The sequence below is a fragment of the Microbacterium schleiferi genome, from assembly GCF_020781975.1.
In the GTDB taxonomy this organism is placed as follows: domain Bacteria; phylum Actinomycetota; class Actinomycetes; order Actinomycetales; family Microbacteriaceae; genus Microbacterium.
In genome coordinates this window covers 187,513-207,943 of record NZ_JAJGNI010000005.1, presented here as the reverse complement: position 1 = coordinate 207,943, position 20,431 = coordinate 187,513, and the positions used below count along the sequence as shown (strand labels likewise).

Annotated in this window: 24 protein-coding genes and 2 tRNA genes; 10 read left to right on the top strand and 16 right to left on the bottom strand. The window is 66.4% G+C overall.

Annotated elements, in window-relative coordinates; all coding sequences use genetic code 11:
- Window positions 1-14: 14 nt before the first annotated feature.
- Window positions 15-1,682 (top strand): FAD-binding dehydrogenase, encoded by a 1,668-nt coding sequence (locus tag LL236_RS07950; RefSeq protein WP_228178198.1) that lies wholly within the window; start codon window positions 15-17, stop codon window positions 1,680-1,682.
- A 19-nt stretch (window positions 1,683-1,701) separates the two neighbouring features.
- Here the strand turns inward: LL236_RS07950 and LL236_RS07945 are convergent, their stop codons facing one another.
- The gene (locus LL236_RS07945; RefSeq protein WP_228178197.1) at window positions 1,702-3,267 is read right to left on the bottom strand and encodes an APC family permease; all 1,566 of its coding nucleotides are present in this window, start codon (window positions 3,265-3,267) and stop codon (window positions 1,702-1,704) included.
- A gap of 56 nt (window positions 3,268-3,323) precedes the next feature.
- Window positions 3,324-3,989 carry a hypothetical protein gene (locus LL236_RS07940; RefSeq protein ID WP_228178196.1) on the bottom strand — a complete coding sequence of 222 codons (666 nt, stop codon included), beginning with the start codon at window positions 3,987-3,989 and terminating at the stop codon, window positions 3,324-3,326.
- 68 nt (window positions 3,990-4,057) lie between these two features.
- On the opposite strand from LL236_RS07940, the gene LL236_RS07935 reads away from it, so the two are divergent.
- The gene (locus tag LL236_RS07935; protein ID WP_228178195.1) at window positions 4,058-4,969 is read left to right on the top strand and encodes an acyl-CoA thioesterase; all 912 of its coding nucleotides are present in this window, start codon (window positions 4,058-4,060) and stop codon (window positions 4,967-4,969) included.
- Between the two features lie 27 nt (window positions 4,970-4,996).
- Here the strand turns inward: LL236_RS07935 and LL236_RS07930 are convergent, their stop codons facing one another.
- The 5 genes from LL236_RS07930 to msrA all read right to left on the bottom strand — a co-directional run bounded on the left by LL236_RS07930 (window position 4,997) and on the right by msrA (window position 8,964).
- Window positions 4,997-5,509 carry an acyl-CoA thioesterase gene (locus LL236_RS07930; protein ID WP_228178194.1) on the bottom strand — a complete coding sequence of 171 codons (513 nt, stop codon included), beginning with the start codon at window positions 5,507-5,509 and terminating at the stop codon, window positions 4,997-4,999.
- 7 nt (window positions 5,510-5,516) lie between these two features.
- The gene (gene ettA / locus LL236_RS07925) at window positions 5,517-7,196 is read right to left on the bottom strand and encodes an energy-dependent translational throttle protein EttA (RefSeq protein WP_228178193.1); all 1,680 of its coding nucleotides are present in this window, start codon (window positions 7,194-7,196) and stop codon (window positions 5,517-5,519) included.
- Between the two features lie 41 nt (window positions 7,197-7,237).
- Window positions 7,238-7,759, bottom strand: coding sequence for a DUF6993 domain-containing protein (locus LL236_RS07920; protein ID WP_228178192.1), 522 nt, complete (start codon window positions 7,757-7,759; stop codon window positions 7,238-7,240).
- 43 nt (window positions 7,760-7,802) lie between these two features.
- Window positions 7,803-8,279 carry a single-stranded DNA-binding protein gene (locus LL236_RS07915; RefSeq protein WP_228178191.1) on the bottom strand — a complete coding sequence of 159 codons (477 nt, stop codon included), beginning with the start codon at window positions 8,277-8,279 and terminating at the stop codon, window positions 7,803-7,805.
- A gap of 160 nt (window positions 8,280-8,439) precedes the next feature.
- Complete coding sequence (gene msrA / locus LL236_RS07910; protein WP_228178190.1) at window positions 8,440-8,964, bottom strand: peptide-methionine (S)-S-oxide reductase MsrA; 525 nt, start codon at window positions 8,962-8,964, stop codon at window positions 8,440-8,442.
- A 120-nt stretch (window positions 8,965-9,084) separates the two neighbouring features.
- Between msrA and LL236_RS07905 the strand changes: the two genes are divergently transcribed.
- Entirely contained in the window at window positions 9,085-9,303 is a 219-nt protein-coding gene (locus LL236_RS07905) for a hypothetical protein (protein WP_228178189.1), read from the top strand.
- Window positions 9,304-9,325: 22 nt separating this feature from the next.
- On the opposite strand, the gene yczR is transcribed toward LL236_RS07905, so the two are convergent.
- Window positions 9,326-10,750 carry a MocR-like transcription factor YczR gene (yczR, locus tag LL236_RS07900; RefSeq protein ID WP_228178188.1) on the bottom strand — a complete coding sequence of 475 codons (1,425 nt, stop codon included), beginning with the start codon at window positions 10,748-10,750 and terminating at the stop codon, window positions 9,326-9,328.
- A gap of 59 nt (window positions 10,751-10,809) precedes the next feature.
- Between yczR and yczE the strand changes: the two genes are divergently transcribed.
- Window positions 10,810-11,442 (top strand): membrane protein YczE, encoded by a 633-nt coding sequence (gene yczE, locus LL236_RS07895; RefSeq protein WP_228178187.1) that lies wholly within the window; start codon window positions 10,810-10,812, stop codon window positions 11,440-11,442.
- A 7-nt stretch (window positions 11,443-11,449) separates the two neighbouring features.
- Here yczE and LL236_RS07890 read toward each other — a convergent pair.
- Both LL236_RS07890 and orn read right to left on the bottom strand, forming a co-directional pair.
- A tRNA-His gene (locus LL236_RS07890) sits at window positions 11,450-11,525 on the bottom strand.
- 36 nt (window positions 11,526-11,561) lie between these two features.
- Window positions 11,562-12,185, bottom strand: a complete 624-nt coding sequence (orn, locus tag LL236_RS07885; protein WP_228178186.1) for an oligoribonuclease — start codon at window positions 12,183-12,185, stop codon at window positions 11,562-11,564.
- 63 nt (window positions 12,186-12,248) lie between these two features.
- Here orn and LL236_RS07880 point away from each other — a divergent pair.
- The 4 genes from LL236_RS07880 (at window position 12,249) to LL236_RS07865 (ending at window position 13,502) form a co-directional block, all read left to right on the top strand.
- Window positions 12,249-12,321 (top strand) — tRNA-Arg (locus tag LL236_RS07880).
- Between the two features lie 31 nt (window positions 12,322-12,352).
- Window positions 12,353-12,703 (top strand): metallopeptidase family protein, encoded by a 351-nt coding sequence (locus LL236_RS07875; RefSeq protein ID WP_228178239.1) that lies wholly within the window; start codon window positions 12,353-12,355, stop codon window positions 12,701-12,703.
- Window positions 12,703-12,996, top strand: a complete 294-nt coding sequence (gene clpS / locus LL236_RS07870; protein ID WP_374198018.1) for an ATP-dependent Clp protease adapter ClpS — start codon at window positions 12,703-12,705, stop codon at window positions 12,994-12,996. The genes LL236_RS07875 and clpS overlap by 1 nt, the downstream gene beginning before the upstream one ends.
- Window positions 12,993-13,502 carry a DUF2017 family protein gene (locus LL236_RS07865; RefSeq protein WP_228178184.1) on the top strand — a complete coding sequence of 170 codons (510 nt, stop codon included), beginning with the start codon at window positions 12,993-12,995 and terminating at the stop codon, window positions 13,500-13,502. The genes clpS and LL236_RS07865 overlap by 4 nt, the downstream gene beginning before the upstream one ends.
- Window positions 13,503-13,523: 21 nt before the next feature.
- Here the strand turns inward: LL236_RS07865 and LL236_RS07860 are convergent, their stop codons facing one another.
- Genes LL236_RS07860 through dinB form a run of 3 tightly spaced genes read right to left on the bottom strand, consistent with a single transcriptional unit; the run spans window position 13,524 to window position 15,730 of the window.
- Window positions 13,524-14,114 carry a hypothetical protein gene (locus LL236_RS07860; protein ID WP_228178183.1) on the bottom strand — a complete coding sequence of 197 codons (591 nt, stop codon included), beginning with the start codon at window positions 14,112-14,114 and terminating at the stop codon, window positions 13,524-13,526.
- Window positions 14,089-14,409, bottom strand: coding sequence for a hypothetical protein (locus LL236_RS07855; protein WP_195691589.1), 321 nt, complete (start codon window positions 14,407-14,409; stop codon window positions 14,089-14,091). The genes LL236_RS07860 and LL236_RS07855 overlap by 26 nt, the downstream gene beginning before the upstream one ends.
- 58 nt (window positions 14,410-14,467) lie before the next feature.
- Window positions 14,468-15,730, bottom strand: a complete 1,263-nt coding sequence (gene dinB, locus LL236_RS07850) for a DNA polymerase IV (RefSeq protein ID WP_228178182.1) — start codon at window positions 15,728-15,730, stop codon at window positions 14,468-14,470.
- 125 nt (window positions 15,731-15,855) lie between these two features.
- Here dinB and LL236_RS07845 point away from each other — a divergent pair, with 125 nt between their 5' ends.
- Window positions 15,856-16,449 carry a DUF2202 domain-containing protein gene (locus LL236_RS07845; RefSeq protein WP_228178181.1) on the top strand — a complete coding sequence of 198 codons (594 nt, stop codon included), beginning with the start codon at window positions 15,856-15,858 and terminating at the stop codon, window positions 16,447-16,449.
- A 48-nt stretch (window positions 16,450-16,497) separates the two neighbouring features.
- Here the strand turns inward: LL236_RS07845 and gatB are convergent, their stop codons facing one another.
- From gatB to gatC, 3 genes are read right to left on the bottom strand one after another with little or no spacing between them, the layout of a single operon-like run.
- A complete protein-coding gene (gene gatB, locus LL236_RS07840) occupies window positions 16,498-18,030 on the bottom strand; it encodes an Asp-tRNA(Asn)/Glu-tRNA(Gln) amidotransferase subunit GatB (RefSeq protein ID WP_228178180.1) in 1,533 nt (510 codons plus the stop codon).
- Window positions 18,030-19,553 (bottom strand): Asp-tRNA(Asn)/Glu-tRNA(Gln) amidotransferase subunit GatA, encoded by a 1,524-nt coding sequence (gatA, locus tag LL236_RS07835; RefSeq protein ID WP_228178179.1) that lies wholly within the window; start codon window positions 19,551-19,553, stop codon window positions 18,030-18,032. Before gatA ends, gatB begins: the two co-directional genes overlap by 1 nt.
- A complete protein-coding gene (gatC, locus tag LL236_RS07830) occupies window positions 19,550-19,849 on the bottom strand; it encodes an Asp-tRNA(Asn)/Glu-tRNA(Gln) amidotransferase subunit GatC (protein WP_228178178.1) in 300 nt (99 codons plus the stop codon). Before gatC ends, gatA begins: the two co-directional genes overlap by 4 nt.
- A 95-nt stretch (window positions 19,850-19,944) precedes the next feature.
- On the opposite strand from gatC, the gene LL236_RS07825 reads away from it, so the two are divergent.
- On the top strand, window positions 19,945-20,424 hold the full coding sequence (locus LL236_RS07825; protein WP_228178177.1) for a TetR-like C-terminal domain-containing protein: 480 nt from the start codon (window positions 19,945-19,947) through the stop codon (window positions 20,422-20,424).
- Window positions 20,425-20,431: the final 7 nt, after the last annotated feature.

The following is a 20,431-nucleotide window of genomic DNA, read 5'->3' as shown; positions in this document are numbered from 1 at the left end:
GACAAGGGAGTCGCATGACCGAAGCATCCGTTCACCGAACCGACGTCCTCGTGATCGGCTGGGGGCTGGCTGGACTCGTCGCCGCCGCAGAGGCAGTCGCGGCGGGCAAGCGTGTCACGATCATCGACCAGGAGCCACGCACCAACGTCGGTGGGCAGGCGTGGTGGTCTTTCGGTGGGCTGTTCTTCGTCGACTCGCCCGAGCAGCGGCGGATGGGCATTCGGGACAGCATCGAACTGGCACGACAGGACTGGTTCGGCACAGCGGGTTTTGATCGGGCAGAGGACGCCTGGCCACGCCGCTGGGCCGAGGCCTACCTCGAGTTCGCCGCAGGTGAGAAGCGCAGCTGGCTGCGCGAACGCGGCGTGGGATTCTTCCCGGTCGTCGGCTGGGCAGAGCGCGGCGGCTACACCGCCGGCGGTCCCGGCAATTCCGTGCCCCGCTTTCACATCACGTGGGGAACCGGCCCGGGTCTTGTCGCACCCTTCCAGGCTGCACTCGAGGATGCCGAGCGTGCCGGAACACTCACGGTGCTCCCCCGCCACCGCGTGACCTCCCTCACGCTGCGAAACGGCGCCGTGACAGGAGCTGCCGGCGACGTGCTGGCGCCCTCCAGCGCCGCCCGTGGTGTGGCAACGTCGCGGGACGTCGTCGGCACCTTCGAGATCGAGGCTGGCGCAACGGTCGTCGCATCCGGAGGAATCGGCGGCAACCACGACCTCGTGCGCCAGTGGTGGCCCGAGAGACTGGGAGCAGCTCCCGCCGACATGGTGGCAGGCGTACCCGCGTACGTCGACGGATCGATGCTCGAAGTCACGGAGACCGCGGGGGCGAACCTCATCAACCGCGACCGCATGTGGCATTACGTCGAGGGCATCCAGAACTGGGACCCGATCTGGCCGCTGCACGGCATCCGGATCCTGCCGGGCCCGTCCTCGATCTGGCTCGATGCAACCGGCGCGCGCCTCCCCGTTCCGCTGTTCCCCGGGTTCGACACGCTCGGCACCCTCGCGCACCTTCGAGCCACCGGCCACGACCATTCCTGGTTCGTGCTCTCACAGCGGATCGTCGAGAAGGAGTTCACGCTCTCGGGCAGCGAACAAAACCCCGACCTCACCGGCAAGGATGTGCGACTGCTCCTGCGATCGCGGCTCGGAAAGGGCGCTGCCGGTCCCGTCCAAGCCTTCCTCGACCATGGCGCCGACTTCGTCATCCGCGACGACCTCGACAGCCTCATCGAGGGCATGCGGGCCCTGCCTGGCGGCGAAGCCCTGGATGCCGACCGGGTGCGTTTCGAGGTCGAGGCGCGAGACCGCGAGATGGACAACGACTTCACCAAAGACGCCCAGGTCGCGATGCTGCGCTCGGCTCGCGCCTACCGCGGTGACAGGCTCGTCCGCACGGCTGCCCCGCATCGCATCACCGACCCCGCTGCAGGACCTCTGATCGCTGTCAAGCTGCACGTGTTGACGCGCAAGTCGCTCGGCGGCATCGAGACCGACCTCTCCGGGCGGGTTCTCGGACCCAGCGGCGAGCCGATCGCGGGCTTGTTCGCCGCAGGCGAGGCCAGCGGGTTCGGCGGCGGAGGCGTGCACGGTTATCGCGCGCTCGAAGGGACCTTCGTCGGAGGATGCCTGTTCTCCGGTCGGGCAGCCGGGCGAGGCGCGGCTGCGACCGTGTGACCGATTGCTGCGTCCAGCGTCAGGTCAGTCCGCCGTCAACCGAGCGACCGTATGCTGACGGTTCGTCGCGGACCATGACCGGCGTGTCGCGGTTGAGGCTCTCGCCGCGGAAGAACGACTTCGCGCGCGGGAAGAGGAACCACAGGAACATCAGCAACACGCCGAAAGCGAGTGCGCCGACGCCGAGAACGAACGTGCCGCCGACACCGAAGAGCACCGTATAGCCGTAGTCGACGTTGTACATGTCGATGGCCGACTGGACGAATGCGTAGGTCAGCATCAGCGCACCGAGCAACGGGAACAGGAACTTGTAGAAGAAGTTCCGCCGTGAGGTGAACAGCTCGCGACGGAAGTACCAGACGCACGCATAGCCCGTGATTCCGTAGTAGAACGCGATAGCGAGCCCGAGCGAGAGGATCGAGTCCTGCAGGATGCTGTCGCTGATCAGCGTCATCCCGACGTAGTACACGACCGCGACGATCCCCATGACGAGGGTCGAGAACGATGGCGTCTTGAAGCGCGGATGCACCGTCGCAAACCTCCTGGGGAGAGCGCGGTAGGCGGCCATTGCGAGGGTGCCGCGCGCTGTCGGGAGGATCGTCGTCTGCGTCGACGAGATCGCAGACACCATGACCGCGACGACCAGCACCCACCCGAGCGGACCGAGAAGGCCGTCTTTGATGGCGATGAAGAAGTCGTCGGCGTTGGCTTCGTTGCCAAGGCCCGTCGGTCCATCGCCGAGCCCGGCATACATCATCGCCGCGATCGTCACCGCAACGTAGGTGAACAGCAGGATGACTGTCGTGAGCAGTGCGGCGCGTCCGGGGATTCGCCGGGGATCCTTCGTCTCTTCATTGAGCGCCAGCGTCGTGTCCCAGCCCCAGTAGATGAACAGGGCGAGCAGGATTGCCTGCACGAAGCCGCTCCAGTCGCCGATCGCGAACGGGCTCAGCCAGGACCACTCGAACGGAGTCGGATCGGGTGCGCTGCCTGAGAAGAAGTGCCAGAGGGCCGCGACGATGAAGATCGCGAGTGCGAGATACTGCAGGCCGAGCAGGATGTTCTGAACCCTCTCGCCGATCTCGACACCGCGCCAGCTGACCCACGTCATCGCGACGATGAAGACGACGCCCGTCGCGGTGACCAGCAGCGCATTGTCGGCAAGGAGAGCGTCCTGGGGGCTTCCGACGATGCCGTCGACAAGCGCCCAGAGATAGATCCCGCTGATCTGCGCGAGGTTTGCCAGCACGACCATGCCGGCCACGGCGACTCCCCAGCCGCCCATCCATCCCACCCACGGACCGAAGGCTTTCGTTCCCCAGGTGAACGTGGTCCCGCAGTCGGGAATCTCACGGTTGAGTTCCCGGTACGCGTAGGCGATGAAGAGCATCGGCACGAACGCCAGGACGAAGATTATCGGCGCCTGCGCACCCACCGCGATGACGATGAACCCGAGCGTTGCAACCAGCGAGTACACCGGCGCCGTCGATGCCAACCCGACGACGGTCGATCCCCACAAGCCCAGCGTGCCGGCTGCCAACCCCTTGCCCTCGGGTGCCGTGAAGGTAATCGGTGCAGTCGCCATTCCGTCACCGTAGGGGCACGGCGAATTCGCGGTCAAGCATATGCTTCGGCCGGCCCTCAGCCGAGGAGGCCCCCGGCCTGCGGCCCGCGCGGGTTCATCCCGGATCTGCGCACCAGAACGTGCCCGCGGCGAAGAGACAACCGCACCCATGCACCGGTTTCGCGCATCGACACACTCTCGACGTCTGGCCCGAGAAAGCCAAGCACCTGGGCGACGAATCCGACGCCGCGCGGTAGTCCGCCGAGGCCTGCATCCGGCGCTCCCCACACCGCTGCACGGATCTGACGCACCACATCCTCACCCGCATTCGTGGGGACCGACGTCGCGACCTCCTCCATGCCGCGGTGGGCAGCCGCGGCCAGGTCGGTCGAGGCGATCTCACCGGTCACCGTCCAGCCCGACACCGGCGGGGAGATACCGGCCCAGGCCGCGCGCACGCCCGCGTCGGGCAATTCGAGTGTGACGCCGTGCGCCCGCAGAGAAGCGCCGTCGACGACCAGGTCGCATACGAGTTCCGGGTCGGCGGCGAGAGCGCGAACACCCAGAATGGTCGGCGCGGTATCCAGGATGCCGCGTGGCGCAATGGGTGCGCAGGACATGACGAGGATGCCGCCGCTTGCCCGTAACCGCACGGCGCCGTCTCCGACGCGCGCTGCGCGAGAGGCAAAGGTCTGCGCGTCCACGGCGGTCTCGGGATCGGCGAGATTCAGGGGCGTCGACATCCGACCTAAACTACCAAGCGGAACAGCTGCCGCGGCCGCGGCGATACCAGCAAGCTACGGGAGAACCGATGACCGACGGCGCCACGAACACCCCCAGGGAGGTCGTCGAAGCCGATCCGGTAGCTTCGCTCCTTGCCGTTCTCACGCTTTCCTTCAGCGGTGCCCGGACGACGGAGGACATCTTCACCGGCGTCTCCCAGTCGATGCCGCTCGGACGTGTGTACGGCGGCCAGGTGCTGTCCCAGTCCATCGTGGCGGCATCGCACACGCTGCCGCCCGGACGAACCGTCCACTCGATGCACGGGTACTTCCTGCGACCGGGAGACTCCTCTGCGGGAATCACTTTCGCGGTGGATCGGATCCACGACGGGCGATCATTCTCGACCCGCCGAACGCAGGCGTACCAGGATGGCGTGCCGATCTTCTCGATGATCGCCTCATTCCAGGATGAGGGCCCTGGCGTGGAACACGCGGAGCCGATGCCGAGCGGCATCCCTCACGCGGACGAGCTCCCCGACCTCGAGGATCACCTGGTCGGTCTACATCCCATGAGCAAGCGCATGTTCACCGACCGGCCGCTCGATGTGCGCCATGTTCCCGGCCCCATCTATCTTCACGTGGAAGGCGAGCACGTCCCTCACCAGGCGGTGTGGCTTCGTACGCGCCGATCGCTGCCCGACGACCCCGACCTGCATCGCGCCGCGCTCGCTTACCTGAGCGACATGACGATCCAGGAGTCGGTGCTGCGCGCTCACGGCGTCGCCTGGTCAACCCCGGGACTCAAGGTTGCGAGCCTCGACCACGCCATGTGGTGGCACCGGTTCGCGCGGGTCGACGAGTGGTTGCTCTACGTTCAGGAATCACCCAGTGCCCGTGGAGGCCGGGGTCTCGCTACCGGCAGAATCTATTCCTCGGAAGGAATACTGGTGGCGAGCGTCGCGCAGGAGATCACGATCCGCCTGCCGCACGACCGCGACTGACCTGCTTAGCGTCTGGTCTGAGCCCGCTCAGCGGCGGTGTCCGTATCGCAATGGTTCACCGACGTAGGGTGCCCAGGCTTCCTGTTCGACCTCGCTCAGACGGACGGGCCTGCCGGTTTCGGCATCCACCTTCACAACAACCGTCGTTGCACGCGCGTAGATCTGCTGGCCGTCCGCGCCGGCGGTCTCCAGGGGGCTGCAGACCTCGTAGCACACGTCGATGCTGGAACCGCCGAGCCTGCCGAACCAGAGCTGGACGTCCAACGGATGCCGCTGGTAGGGAACAGGGAGCAGGTACTCGATCTCCTGGCGAGCAATGAGCGTCAGGACGCCGGCGTGCAGACTCGAGTCCATGACGGCCGTTGGCGGTGCACTCTCGCCGGCGCCGGGCCGCCAGAACGCGCGAACCCGCGCCTCTTCGAGGAGCTTGAGCATCGAGGTGTTGTTGACGTGATTGAATGCGTCGAGGTCGCCCCACCGCAGGTGGATCGGTAGGTGCAGCCGAGCCCCGCCGGGCACACTTGCTTCGGTCTCGCTCATTGCCGGGTCAGTCGCGTGTGAGCTTGCGGTACGTGGAACTCGCGCGGTTGAGCGCATCCGGCCCCAGGCGCTCAAGCTTGTTCTTCTCGTAGGCCTCGAAGTTGCCCTCGAACCAGTACCACGCATCCGGGTTCTCGTCGGTACCTTCGTAGGCAAGGATGTGAGTCGCGATGCGGTCGAGGAACCACCGGTCGTGGGTGATGACCACGGCGCAACCCGGGAACTCGAGCAGGGCGTTCTCCAGAGACTGAAGAGTTTCGACATCAAGGTCGTTCGTCGGCTCGTCGAGCAGCAGGAGGTTGCCGCCCTCCTTGAGGGTGAGTGCCAGGTTGAGGCGGTTCCGCTCACCACCAGAGAGGACGCCTGCCTTCTTCTGCTGGTCAGGTCCCTTGAAGCCGAACTTCGACACGTAGGCACGCGAGGGAATCTCCGTCTTACCGACCGTGATGATGTCCAGCCCGTCGGACACGACCTCCCACAGCGTCTTTGTGGGATCAATGTTCGAGCGGGACTGGTCGACGTAGCTGATCTTGACCGTCTCGCCGATCTTCAAGTCGCCGCCATCGAGCGGCTCAAGGCCGACTATGGTCTTGAACAGCGTCGTCTTACCCACACCGTTGGGGCCGATGACACCGACGATGCCGTTGGGAGGAAGGCTGAAGCTCAGTCCATCGATGAGGGAACGACCGTCGAACCCCTTCTGGAGCTTCTTGGCTTCGATCACGACGCTTCCCAGGCGCGGCCCCGGCGGAATCTGGATCTCCTCGAAGTCGAGCTTGCGAGTGCGCTCGGCCTCGGCGGCCATCTCTTCGTATCGAGCCAGACGAGCCTTCGACTTGGCCTGACGACCCTTCGCGTTCGAGCGAACCCAGTCGAGTTCCTCCTTCAGCCGCTTGGCAAGCTTCGCGTCTTTCTTGCCCTGGACATCCAGCCGCTCGGCCTTCTTCTCGAGGTAGGTCGAGTAGTTGCCTTCGTAGCCGATCAGTCGGCCGCGATCGACCTCCGCGATCCACTCAGCGACATTGTCGAGGAAGTACCGGTCGTGGGTGATGGCGATCACAGCACCTGCGTACTTCTGCAGGTGCTGCTCGAGCCAGAGCACGCTCTCGGCGTCGAGGTGGTTCGTCGGCTCGTCCAGCAGGAGCAGGTCAGGCTTTTGCAGCAGGAGCTTCGTGAGGGCGACGCGGCGCTTCTCGCCACCCGAAAGGAGCGAAATCTGCGCGTCCCCCGGGGGTGTGCGCAGCGCATTCATCGCCTGGTCGAGTTGCGAATCGAGGTCCCACGCGTCTGCCGCGTCGATCTCTTCTTGCAGCGTGCCCATCTCGGCCAGCAGGCTGTCGAAGTCAGCGTCAGGGTCGCTCATCAGGCCCGAGATCTCGTTGAACCGATCCAGCTTGGCCTTGACCGCGATCCCGTCTTGGATGTTCTCGAGAACGGTCTTGGATTCGTCGAGCTCCGGCTCCTGCATCAGGATGCCGACACTGAACCCCGGGGTAAGGATCGCCTCTCCGTTTGACGGGGCGTCAAGGCCCGCCATGATCTTCAGGATCGTCGACTTTCCGGCACCGTTGGGGCCGACCATTCCGATCTTCGCTCCCGGGAGGAACGCCATCGTCACGTCGTCGAGGATCAGCTTCTCGCCCACAGCTTTGCGGGCGCGGACCATCTGATAGATGTACTCAGCCATAACCTGTCCAGTCTACGGGCCGACCGGGTGCTGCCTACGCCTCACCAGTCGATGGGACGGGTGTCTCCGATGAGGCAGCGACCGGTCTGAAGGCCCGGCATCACGGCAACGACAGGATCCCCGGTCGAGGGCCCGACCTGGCCGACAAGGCATTCCTCGCCCCACCGCACCGAGAACTGGATGCTCTCGGCCGGATTGCCGACCGTTGACTCGTCGTAGGTGACCTCCATGGCCGACTTGTCGAAGCCGACCTGAGTGAGCCCGTCGACATACGCGCGCCCCTGGAAACGCCCGTCGGTTGCCCACACAGCCGCAACCACGTCAGCGAAGAACGGGAGCGCCTCGTCGGCTGTAGTTGCATCGCTCACCTGCTGCGGAGCTGCGGAAGCTGTCTCCGTCGGGGTTGGTGTCGCCGTGACCGTCGGCGTCGGCGATGGCTCGGGCGTCGCGGTACACCCCGCGAGTACCCCGACAACCAGTGCCGCGCTGACAGCCGGGGCGATCCGGCCGAAGCGGGAACGTCCCGTGACAGGGGTCGGAGTAGTCATTCCAGCGGCACGCACGCAGAGGAGTCTAGAGCCACTCTCCCGACCGCTCCCTGGGAGGCTAGAAGGGCGTTTCGCCGGCAAGCGCGGCAGCCGGGGCTGCACCGTCCAGTCCCGGCGCAGCCCACGCATCCTGGTCTTCGCCGGCACTCGCGGGCGGGGCGGACGCGGCCCCTTCTGCGGTTGCCTGCTTGGTGTAGGTCGTGGTTCCCCACCGCAGATCATGGCCGACGGTGTCGGCATCGATATCGATGCTGATGCCCTTCTTGCCGCCGGACTCCCAGGGGCGAAGCCGCAGACGGCCGGTGACCACCAGCGGCTCGCCCTTGGTGACCGAGGCCGCGATGTGTTCGGCAAGTCCCCGGAAAGCCGAAACGTTGTACCAATTGGTTCCGTCGTCGACCCACGTGCCGCTCTGGCGATCAAAGCGACGCTGTGCACTCCCCAGCCGGAAGTTGACGATCGGGAGTCCCCCAGCTGTGACCTTGAACTCGGGGGGCCCCGCGACATTTCCGGTGACGGTGATGATGTCCTGCATTTCTCCCTTTCCCGCCCGGATCGGTTCCGGGCTGCGCTGGTACCCGAGTGCCCGTCGGGTACCAGCGCCGAGATCAGGCTCGCCGATCAGCGGGAGCTATGCCGCCCCGCGCTGCCGAGAGGTGCACAGGTGGCGCGCCGGGGCGGCTGGGGAGGAAGGCTCAGGCCGTCACATACTCCGCGAAGCGCGCCCGCACCTTGTTCACCTTGGGGACGGCGACCGCCAGGCAGTACCCCTGCGTGGGGTTCTTCGCGAAGAAGTCCTGGTGATACTCCTCCGCGGCGTAGAACTCACCGAGGGGCTCGATCGTCGTGACGATTCCGCCGTCCCACCACTCAGCCGCGCGATCGCGCGCAGCCTCGAAGAGCTCCCGCTGATGATCGTCGGCGGGAAACATCGCGCTGCGGTACTGGGTTCCGATGTCGTTTCCCTGTCGGTTCAGCTGTCGCGGATCGTGCATCGTGAAGAAGGCATCCAGGATGACGTCGTCCGAGATGACGTCGGGATCGAAGGTGACGGCGACGGCCTCGGCGTGCCCGGTACGGCCCGTGCAGACCTGCTCATAGGAGGGGTTCTCGACGGTGCCGCCGACATACCCCGAAACGACCGACGACACTCCGCGAAGAGCGCGGTACGCCGCGTCGAGACACCAGAAGCAGCCGCCTGCGAGAACGAACGTGTGCATGATTTCTCCTTGTTGTGGCGCCGGGTTCTCGGCGCCACTGGCAACAACAGTCTCGCGCGTATTGCTGTTCCCTGCGATGTGTCGGAGGTCGGATCTATGTTCGATCTCAGGGAGACACTGATGCAGACCTCACAGATACAGCTCGTGCCGATCGGGATCGACGCCTGGCGCGTCGTTGATGCGGGCCGCGGGCCGATCGGTCACCTGCGCGTCGATCGCGACGCTCAGGGTGAGCACTTCGCGGTGAAACGCTTCCACCCGAGTGACAGGCAATTCCATGCGCTCGGACGGTTCTGGAGCCGCGATGACGCCGTCGAGGCCCTCCTGCTGTCGACCTGACGTCTGTCCCGAGGTCGGCGACTCAGACCGGTGAGCTCCAGAGGTCCCGGACACCGTGCGGAGCATCTCGAAGCACGCCCGGCCAGACGTCCGCAAGAATCTCGACGGCCCGGCGCAGGTCGCCGGGGGGTGCGGTAAACGGAATGCGTAGGTGCCGTTCGTTTCCGCCATCTGGCGCGAACCTCGGACCGGCCGACAGGAGCAGTCCGGCCGTCCTGGCTTGGAGCACCAGCGCCGAACTCAATGGCGCGTTCAGCTCGACCCAGAGGGCGACTCCCCCATCAACCGAGGGCACGCGCCACTCCGGCAGCCGTTCCGCCAGCGCTGAGACCAGCGCATCCCGTCCCTCGCGCAGGAACTCACCGCGATGTCGCGCGATCTCGGGCAGCCGCGGAATCAGCCCGGTTGCCACTGCCTGTTCGAACTCCGGTGTACCGAGGTCGTACGCCGGGCGTTCCTGCACGAGCCGGTCGATGAGGTCATGGTCGGTCCGTATCCACCCGACACGCAAACCTCCCCACACGGTCTTGCCGAGCGACCCGACGCGCACCACGAGGGATTCATCGGTCGCCTGGAAACCGCGGTCCTGGGATCCTCGATCGATGTCGAGGTCGGCGGTCGTCTCGTCGATCGCCAGGAGGGTTCCAGAGCGCTGTGCAGCCGTCATGATGGTCTCGCGCTCGTACGCCGACATACTGCGGCCCGTCGGGTTCTGGAAGTCGGGCATGAGGTAGGCAAGGGAGGGGCGGGTGCGAGCGAAGGACTCGGCGACGCGCTCGAGATCCCATCCGCTTTCGGCCGCTACCGGGATGCCGACGAGCCGCCCGCCGGCGCGACGGAGTGCGTCGGCTGCATGCGGATACGTGGGGGTCTCGATCGCGACGCGATCGCCGCGTCCGATGAGCACGCTCGCAAGCAGGTGGATCGCGCTCTGGGCACCGGCGGTGATCATGATCTGGCGAGACTCGGTCGGCAGTCCCCGAGCGCGGAACAGCTCGGCGATGGCTTCGCGCAGCTCAGCGCGACCGAGGACGTCGTACCCCGAGCGCGAGGCGAGGGTCGCGGCATCGGCCGCAACCTCGGCCATGTGACCCGCAAGCCCGGGCCAAGCTGGGGGGCTCGCCTGCTGGAGGTCGATGGTGCCGTCAGTTCCGAGCACCCTCGCGACCTCGCGCCGGCCGAGCGGAAGGGTGACGCTTCCCGACCCCCGCAGGCTGCTGATGTGCCCGGAGTCGCGAAGGCTCTGATAGGCCATCGAGACGGTGCTGCGACTGATTCGAAGTGCGGTGGCGAGTTCGCGCTCAGCCGGAAGCGCGGTCCTGGGCGCGATGCGGTTGTCCAAGCAGAGCAGACGGATGCCGTCGGCGAGCGCCTCGTAAGCCGGTTCGCGCGTGCGCCATCCGCCCAGTGCGAGGGTCAGTGATCGCGCGGACATTCGGGACTCCACGGCCACTCCTTCCCGATTGGACTGGTCACGTCAGTCCACTTCTGGTCTTGGATGGTGCCATGCCGCGCCGCATCCTGCAACTTCTCATCGGGCTCCCCCTCTACGGGGCCGGAGCTGCGCTGACGGTTGATGCTGGACTGGGCGTCGACCCCTGGACTGTGCTGGCCGAGGGCCTGTCGATCAGAACCGGTATCGGCGTCGGGTGGATGACGAACATCCTCGGCCTGTTGATCCTGCTTCTCTGGATTCCGCTGCGCCAACGCCCCGGCATCGGCACCGTGGCCAACATCCTCGTCGTCGGAACCGCGATGCAGGTCACCCTCTGGGTCCTGCCACCGATCACGGGATTCCTCGCGCAGCTTGCGGTGCTCGTAAGCGGCATCCTGCTCGTCGCCGTCGCCTCGGGGCTGTACATCGGCGCGCACTTCGGGCCGGGTCCCCGCGACGGCCTGATGACCGGCCTGCGCAGCCGGTTCGGGATGCCGATCTGGGCAGCTCGCGCCAGCGTCGAGCTCACCGTGCTGGTAATCGGGTGGCTGCTGGGAGGCACCGTCGGGCTCGGGACCGTCCTGTTCGCGGCGACCATCGGCCCGCTGGTACACCTCACCTTGCCGCTGTTCGACACCGCTCGCACGCGGGCGACATCGCGGCTGGTAGCGGCGCCGACCACTCCCCTCGCGTCACCGAGGTAGGAATACGTGGGGTGGCTAACGGGGCTTGAACCCGCGACCCCCGCGACCACAACGCGGTGCTCTACCAACTGAGCTATAGCCACCATGTGCACACCGGAGTGCGCAACCAAAAGATTCTCTCACACGCCGGGGGCGAACGCCGACACGGCGACAGCCGCTGCCTGCTTGGCCTCATCGCTGGTCGGACCCGGTTCGGGAACGAACACGACGCTGCGGTAATACGCCAGCTCGCGCAGCGATTCGCTGATGTCGGCGAGCGCGCGGTGGCCGCCATCCTTCGCCGGGGCGTGGATGTATGCGCGTGGGTACCAGCGCCTGGCCAGTTCCTTGATGCTCGACACATCGACGTTGCGGTAGTGCAGCCACCGATCGACGCGGGGCATGTACTTCGCGAGGAACATCCGGTCAGTCCCGATCGTGTTTCCGGCCAACGGCGCCTTGCCCTCGAGGGGAACAAAGCGCTGGATGTACTCGAGAACCTCGAATTCGGCCTCTGCGACGCTGACGCCGTTCGGGATCGCCTCGAGCAGTCCGGACTTCTCGTGCATGGCGGTGACGAAGTCATTCATGTTCGCCAGCGCAGAAGCGTCAGGTTTGATAACGATCTGGAAGCCGGGATCCAGCGGGCGCAACTCGAAATCGGTGACGATCACCGCGATCTCGACGAGTTCGTCGACGGCGAGGTCCAGTCCGGTCATCTCACAGTCGATCCACACCAGCCGGTCGTTCTCGCTCGAAGCCATGCCGCCCATCCTAGAGCGGGCGCTCCCGGCTACTGCGGCGGCTCCCGGTAATCTGGTTGATGCGCCTCCGTAGCTCAATGGATAGAGCATCGGCCTTCTAATCCGACGGTTACTGGTTCGAGTCCAGTCGGGGGCACGAGATGAGTGGCGGGAAGGCGCGGGGCACGATGGTCGAGATGGATGCCGACGCGTTCGAGCGCCTGGTCGTCGAAGAACTCGACCGACTTCCCGATGACATGGTCGACGGACTGGACAACGTCATCTTCGTCGTCGAAGACCGCGGCGAGGACGGTTCCCTGGACCTCCTCGGGCTCTACGACGGGTGGGCGCTGACCGAACGCGATCGATATGGCGTGGGTGAGCTTCCGGACCGGATCATCGTCTATCGCGAAGCGCACCTGGCAGCGTGCGACGATCTGGACGACCTTCGCGCCGAGATCCATACGACTCTCGTGCACGAGATCGCGCACTTCTACGGGATTGACGACGACCGGCTCCACGAGTTGGGATGGGCTTGATGAACAGCGCGACACTGCCTCGAGCCGATGAGGATGTCGACACGCTCCGCGCCGCTGAAACGCCGTGGCAGACAGTCGTGTGGAACGACCCGGTCAACCTGATGAGCTACGTCACCCATGTCTTTCGGAGCTACTTCGGGTTCAGCGCCGAGCGGGCCGAATCACTGATGCTCGCCGTGCATCATGAGGGCCATGCCGTAGTGGCCGAAGGTGCGCGCGAGCAGATGGAGCTCCACGTTCACGCGATGCATGACTACGGGCTCTCGGCGACGGTGCGGAGGGCTCCGGCATGACCCGCGAACTCGTGATGGCCATCACGCGGATCGAGGCTCTGCACCTCTCGCAGATGACGGAGCAGTTCCGGGACCTCCTCGACGCCACGACAGACGCATCAAGCGATGATGCCGTGGCACGCCTCGTTCCCGAGGGGTATCTCGACGATGACGCCGCAGCTCGCGAGTTCCGCCGCTTGACCGAGCGCGAGCTGCTGGACCGCCGTCACACGGATGCCGAGACTGTTCTCGGCATCCTGCGCCCGACGCTACCCGCCATGCCGATCGCATCCGACGACCCGGCGCTCACGGAGGAGGTCGTCGTGCACGCAAGCGCAGCTGATGTGAGCGCGTTGCTGCGCACGCTGTCGGCGATTCGGCTCGTACTCGCGACGAGGCTCGGGATTCAGGCCGATGACGACCACGATGCCTCTGATCCGCGTTTCGGGATCTACGACTGGCTCGGCTACCGCCTCGACAGCCTCATTAGCGCGATCGACGCAGATTCCGATCCCCGCGGCACCTGACGAGACCAGGCACCGATCGGCTCACGGAACGACGAAGACCCGCGTTGCGTGTGCTGCCGGGTCGTCACGAGTGATGTGGCGATCCTCCTGGCGCGCCCACCGCTCCCAGTGTGGTCGGTACGTGTCCCCGTCGCGCTCCAGGGCCCGTTCTCGTCGGGAGTCCGCCGGCGATTCGACCCACACGCGAACGCTCGCGAGCGCAGCGGTCGTCGGGGTGAGGATGCCGGATCCTTCGATCACGAGCGGAAGATCCGGATCCACGCCATACGACTCCGCATACTCACCCGCGCTCCAGTCCCACCGTCGCCACCGGCCCTGCTGTCCGTTGGCATGCGGGATGAGGACGTGACGTGTGACGTCCTCGACGGCGGCATCCAGCCCGTCCCAACCCGGGTACGTCGAGTCCAGCGCGAGCAACTGAGGTGAGGCATCCAACGGCCACCGCTCCAGAAGAAGGCGCGTCAGGCTCGTCTTGCCGGCTCCGCTGCGCCCGTCGATCAGGATGACGGGCGCCGGGCCACCCAGCGTCAGGATGTCGTCGCGCAGGGCGTCGGTGGCCTCGGTCAGGACCTGACCGACGGGATCGTCACTTCTTGAGGGCGCGGATGACACGAATGAGGACGTGCCCGGCGACCCACACGAACGGGATGCCGACAGCAAGCAGAGAGATCAGATTGGGCTCGAAGCGCAGGTCATCACCGCGGCGAATGTACGCGCCAATCGGGATCGCCGTACCGCCGGCCCCACCGCCACCGTTGCCGCCCTCATCCGAGCCCCCGCCGAAGCCGGAGGACGCGAGGGCGACGGGAATGATCTTGATGCCATCCACGTCCTGCTGTTCTCCGTAGATGCCGGAGACACCGAAGGATGCTGCCTGCTTGCCGAGTTCGAGCGCGATGTTGGGCATGGCCCCACGCTACCTTCCCCGGGCGTTCCAGGACAGGCCGACGTGGATCCGGTCCTCGTCAACGCTGATCGTCGCGGGGCAGGCGGGGGTTCGAGGGGAGCGTCCCGCCGCCGCGTTCGCTGATGAGGGTCGCACGGGTGACCGCCCCTCGACCGAAGCGGGCAGCCGCAGTATCCAGTGCGGATTCGACGCGCCGCCACTCTCCGTCGTCGTCCCACAGGGTGGGCGCTGACTCACTGAGGGTGCGGAGCTTCTCGGCACGGACGCCCACGAGACGCACGGGCAGTCGCTGGTCGATGCCCTCGAACAGCTCGAGGGCGACATCCCCCAGGCGCTGGCCGACGGAGCTCGGCTCCGGGAGGCTGCGCGAGCGGGACACGGTGCTGAAGTCGGCGAACCGGACCTTGATCGCGACAGCTCCGGCTTCCCATGATGCTGCGCGCAGGCGTGCCGCAACACGGTCTGCCAGACGCCGAAGCTCCGAACGCAAGACGACGGCGTCACTGATGTCGGTGTGGAAGGTTTCTTCGTGCCCGACGCTCTTCTCCACGCGGGTTGTCGTGACCGCTCGGGCATCTCGCCCCCGCGCGAGGTTCCACACCCGCTCCCCCATCGCAGGACCCAGGGCCCGCTCGAGGACGGCCTGGGGCGTTTCCAGGACGTCGGACACGGTGTGGATGCCTCGAGACTCCAACGCCTCGGCGGCCTTCGGTCCCACGCCCCACAGCGCGCGGACAGACCGTGGCGCGAGGAATGCCGCGGTGTCTGCTTCGGCGACGATCAGAAGGCCGTCGGGTTTGCTCAGGGTGGAGGCCATCTTCGCGACATGCTTCGTTGCGGCGGCACCCACGCTGCAGGTCAGGCCGGTCTCGTCGCGCACGCGGGCGCGAAGCATCCGTGCGATCGTTCCGGGAGACCCCCACAGGCGCCGCGCACCGCGCACGTCGAGAAAGGCCTCGTCGATCGACAGCGGTTCGACCAGCGGTGTGATCTCGTGGAACACGCGCATGACCTCGCGCGAGAGCGCCACGTATCGATCGAAGTGAGGGGGCACGACGATCGCCTGCGGGCACAAGCGCAACGCCTGCCCGACCGGCATGGCAGCTCGAACACCGAACGCGCGAGCCTCGTAGGAAGCACTGGACACGACCGACCGACTCTCGGGTGCGCCGATGATGATCGGCTTTCCTGCAAGGGTCGGGTCATCGAGCACCTCGACAGCCGCGTAGAACGCATCCATGTCGACGTGCAGGATGTCGGCGCCGGTGTCGTCAGCATCGTCGGGCGACACGAGGCGATTCGTGCCGTCCCCTCGTCCCATGCATCCATTCTCGCCCGCCCCACCGACAGTGTTCTGTCGGCGTTCCCATAGGCGCTGGATGGTCACCGCGGACCCTTCCGGGATACCCTAGGGGGTATAAGAGTCCGACATCGAAGGAGCACGTCATGATCAGTTCAGCACGCCATGTCCTCCCCGTCGCAGTGGTCACAGCTGCGGCTCTGGGGATCTCGGGGTGCACGGTCGCGTCCGCACCGACCGCCGAGGCCGAGGCATCCGCTGCCCCGACCACCGCGAGCCCACTGGCGCCGACCGGGTCACCCATCCCCGCGGAAATCGTCACGAGCGACCTGGAGGCGCAGTTGCTGTACCTCATCGAAGAGGAGAAGCTCGCTCACGACGTGTACACCGTGCTCGGTGACCTGTGGGGCGGGAACGTCTTCGTCAACATCGCTGCGTCCGAGATCTCGCATCAGGATGCCGTGGCAACACTTCTCGTGGAGTACGACCTTGCCGATCCGCGCTCGGACGAGGTCGGCGAGTTCCGCGACCCCGACCTCCAGTCTCTCTACGACCAGCTCGTGGCCGATGGCAGCCAGTCCAGGGCCGCCGCCATCGATGTCGGAGTCCTCATCGAGCAAACCGACATCGCCGATCTGACGCGTGCCCTAGACGACGCTGCCGATGATGTCGCGGTTGTCCTGGAGCGCCTGCTTGCCGGCTCCCAGAATCACCTCGCCGCGTTCGAGCGGCAGGCTTGATGAAGTGCAGCCCCGCGCGGGGCTGCACCAGCTCGAGCCGACCGAGGGTCAGGACTGCGAAGCGCGCTCGAGAATCAACTCGCGCACGCGCGCGGCGTCAGCCTGGCCCTTCATCGCCTTCATGACAGCGCCGATGATCGCGCCGGCAGCCTGAACCTTGCCGTCGCGGATCTTCTCGAGCACATCGGGCTGGGACGCGAGCGCCTCATCGATCGCGGCGATCAGCGCCCCGTCATCCGAAACGACCGCGAGCCCTCGCGCGTCTACGACCTCCTGCGGAGTGCCCTCGCCGGCGATGACGCCCTCGAGGACCTGTCGGGCGAGCTTGTCGGTGAGTGTTCCCGCATCGACGAGCCGCTGGAGCGCCGCGACGTCGGCGGGCGAGACGAGGTCGCTCGCTTCGCGGTCCTGCGCGTTCGCGATTCGGGCAATCTCACCGGTCCACCACTTGCGTGCTGATGCCGGTGATGCGCCTGCAGCGATCGTCGCCTCGACCTCGGCGAGGATGCCGCCGTTGGCGACATCCTGGAATTCGAGGTCGGTGAATCCCCACTCCGCCTTCAGCCGGCGCCGACGCGCAGCCGGTGACTCGGGAAGCGCCGCTCGAAGCTCCTCGATCAGCTCGATCGACGGCTCAACGGGAAGCAGGTCGGGCTCGGGGAAGTAGCGGTAGTCGTCGGCATCCGACTTCGGGCGTCCGGGCGAGGTCGTGCCGGTGTCTTCGTGCCAGTGACGGGTCTCTTGCGTGATCGTGCCGCCGGCAGCGAGGATCGCGGCCTGGCGCTGGATCTCGTGACGAACCGCGCGCTCGACCGAGCGCATCGAGTTGACGTTCTTCGTCTCGGTGCGGGTTCCCAACGGAGCCGGCGGCTCGCCGGCCGCGACGCGCGGGCGCAGCGACACGTTCGCGTCACAGCGGAGGTTCCCACGCTCCAGACGCGCTTCCGAGATGCCGAGCGAGAGCACGATGTCGCGGATCGTCCGCACATAGGCCTTGGCGATCTCGGGCGCGCGGTGCTCGGCGCCGAAGATCGGCTTGGTGACGATCTCAATCAGCGGAACGCCCGCGCGGTTGTAGTCGACGAGCGAGTACTCGGCGCCCTGGATGCGGCCCGTGGAACCGCCCATGTGGGTGAGCTTTCCGGCATCCTCTTCCATGTGCGCGCGCTCGATGGGAACCTCGACGATGGTGCCGTCTTCGAGCTCGACCTCGACCTTGCCCTCGAACGCGATGGGCTCGTCGTACTGCGAGATCTGATAGTTCTTTCCGAGGTCGGGGTAGAAGTAGTTCTTGCGAGCGAACCGGCTCGAGGGCGCGATCGAGCAACCGAGGGCAAGCCCCAGGCTGATCGACGAGCGCACTGCTGTCTCGTTCACGACCGGCAACGCCCCTGGAAGCCCCATGTCGACCGGGGCGACAAGGGTGTTGGGCTCAGCGCTGTGGTTGGAGGCGTGGGCCGGGTTGCCGGCAGCCGAGAACATCTTGGTCTCGGTGTTCAGCTCGACATGCACCTCGAACCCGAGCACCGGCTCGAACAGCTCGAGAGCCTTGTCGTAATCCATGAGCTTCGCGGTAGCCATCAGGCACGCCCTCCCGTCGATGCGCTCAATACCGGGGCCCGGTCAAGCAGCGGACCACCCCACTCGTCCAGCAGCAGCGCCTCGAGCGCCGCACCCACGCGGTAGAGCCGCGCATCCTGTCGAGCCGGCGCGAGGAACTGGATGCCGACAGGCAGGCCATCGTCTGCCGACAGACCCGAGGGAAGAGAGATTCCGGGAACACCGGCGAGGTTTGCAGGGATCGTCGCGACGTCGTTGAGATACATCTGCAGCGGGTCGTCGATCTTCTCCCCCAGGCGGAACGCCGTGGTCGGGGCGGTGGGTGTGGCGATGACGTCGACCTGCGCGAACGCCTGGTCGAAGTCCTGCTGGATGAGGGTGCGAACCTTCTGCGCCGATCCGTAGTACGCGTCGTAGTAGCCGGCGCTCAGGGCGTATGTCCCGAGAATGATGCGGCGCTTGACCTCGTCGCCGAAGCCCGCTTCTCGCGTAGCTGCCATGACGTCTTCAACAGTTCCTCCCGGAACGTCGACGCGCAGTCCGAAGCGCACCGAGTCGAACTTCGCGAGGTTACTGGATGCCTCAGCGGGCAGGATCAGGTAGTAGGCGGCGACGCCGTACTCGAAGTGGGGCGCGCTGATCTCGACGATCTCGGCACCCTGCGCCTCCATACGTGCCAGAGCTGCACGGAAGGACGCCGAAACACCGCTCTGGAAACCGCTGTCGGGCAGTTCCCGGATGACGCCGACCCGCAGACCTTTCAGCACATCGCCGCGGGCACCCTCGCGTGCGGCATCCGCAAACGACGGCCAGTCCTCGGCGAGCGAGGTCGAATCGTGGGGGTCGTGACCGCCGATCACGTCGTGGAGCAGACCCGCGTCGAGCACCGTCCGGGTGACCGGTCCGACCTGATCGAGGCTGGAGGCCAGTGCGATCGCCCCGTACCGGCTCACAGCGCCGTACGTGGGCTTCACACCCACCGTGCCGGTCACGTGCGCCGGCTGACGAATCGAACCGCCGGTGTCGGACCCGAGAGCAAGTGGCGCCTCGAAAGCTGCGACTGCCGCGGCTGATCCACCGCCAGACCCGCCGGGGATTCGGTCGAGATCCCATGGATTGCGCGTGGGACCGTAGGCCGAGTGCTCGGTCGAGGAGCCCATCGCGAATTCGTCCATGTTGGTCTTGCCCAGCGGGACGAGACCGGCAGCACGCGAACGCGCGACGACCGTCGCATCGTAGGGCGACATGAACCCCTCGAGGATGCGGGATCCGCTCGTGGACGGCATGTCGGTCGTGACGAGCACATCCTTGATGGCGAGCGGGACTCCCGCCAACTCGGGGAGCTCTTCGCCTGCCGTGCGCCGGGCGTCGATATCGGCTGCCACCTCGAGCGCGTGGTCGCTGACGTGGAGGAAGGCGTGGATGTCGGCATCCACCGCGGCGATCCGGTCGAGATGCGCGCGCGTAGCCTCGACACTCGATATCTCGCCCGAGGCGAGCGACGACGCCAGCTCGGCAGCTGTCAGGCGGGTGAGGTCTGTCACTGTTCTTCTCCCAGGATCGCGGTCACACGGAAGCGGCCGTCTGCGGCATCCGGGGCGTTCTGCAGCACCTGCTCGGGCGTGAGCATGTCGCCCGGAACATCAGCGCGGAACACATTGTGTAGGGCGATCGGGTGACTGGTCGCAGGCACCTCGGGAGTGGCCACCTGCGACACCTTGGCGATGTTGTCGACGATCGCGTCGAGCTGGCCGGTGAGGCGCTGAACCTCGTCGTCGCTCAGGCGGATCCGGGCGAGCACACCAAGATGGCGCACGAGATCGGGGGTGATTTCAGACACCGCACCATTCTAGGTGGGGCACCTCGACCGCCTGTGCCCCGCAGACCCCTCCGGCTTCACGCCGCAGAGCGCTCAGTCCGACGCACGGTGAGTCGATGAGCCGGGAGCGCAGCCACGATCCCGCTCGCGATGAAGACGACCTGCAGCATCGCTCGCGGAAGGAGCGGCGTCGAAGGCGCGGCAGGGTTGTCTACCCCGGCGGCCGCGACGATGTTGTCAGTGCGGCGCTGACAGAGGCGGGCGGCGACATCTACCACCACGGCGTGACCTACGTGACGTGGGCGCTCGCCCATCCTGGCCACTACGCGGTGATGTGGACACCGCGACTGACCGATGAGGAGGATTCCTCACTCGCTGCAGCACGGATGGCGACATGGGGCATCCTCGAGCGGGCCGTTGCCGATGCCCGCACTGACGCGTCGGATGACGAGGAGGCGCACGATTCGGCGTACGCTGCGTTCGCTATCGTGCACGGACTCGCCGGAATCTGGCTCAGTGGCGCAACGCCGCCTCCTCCCGATCCGGATTCACGCGCTCGTGCGATCGTGCGCCATCTCGCCTTCGAGACACTCTGACCGCGAG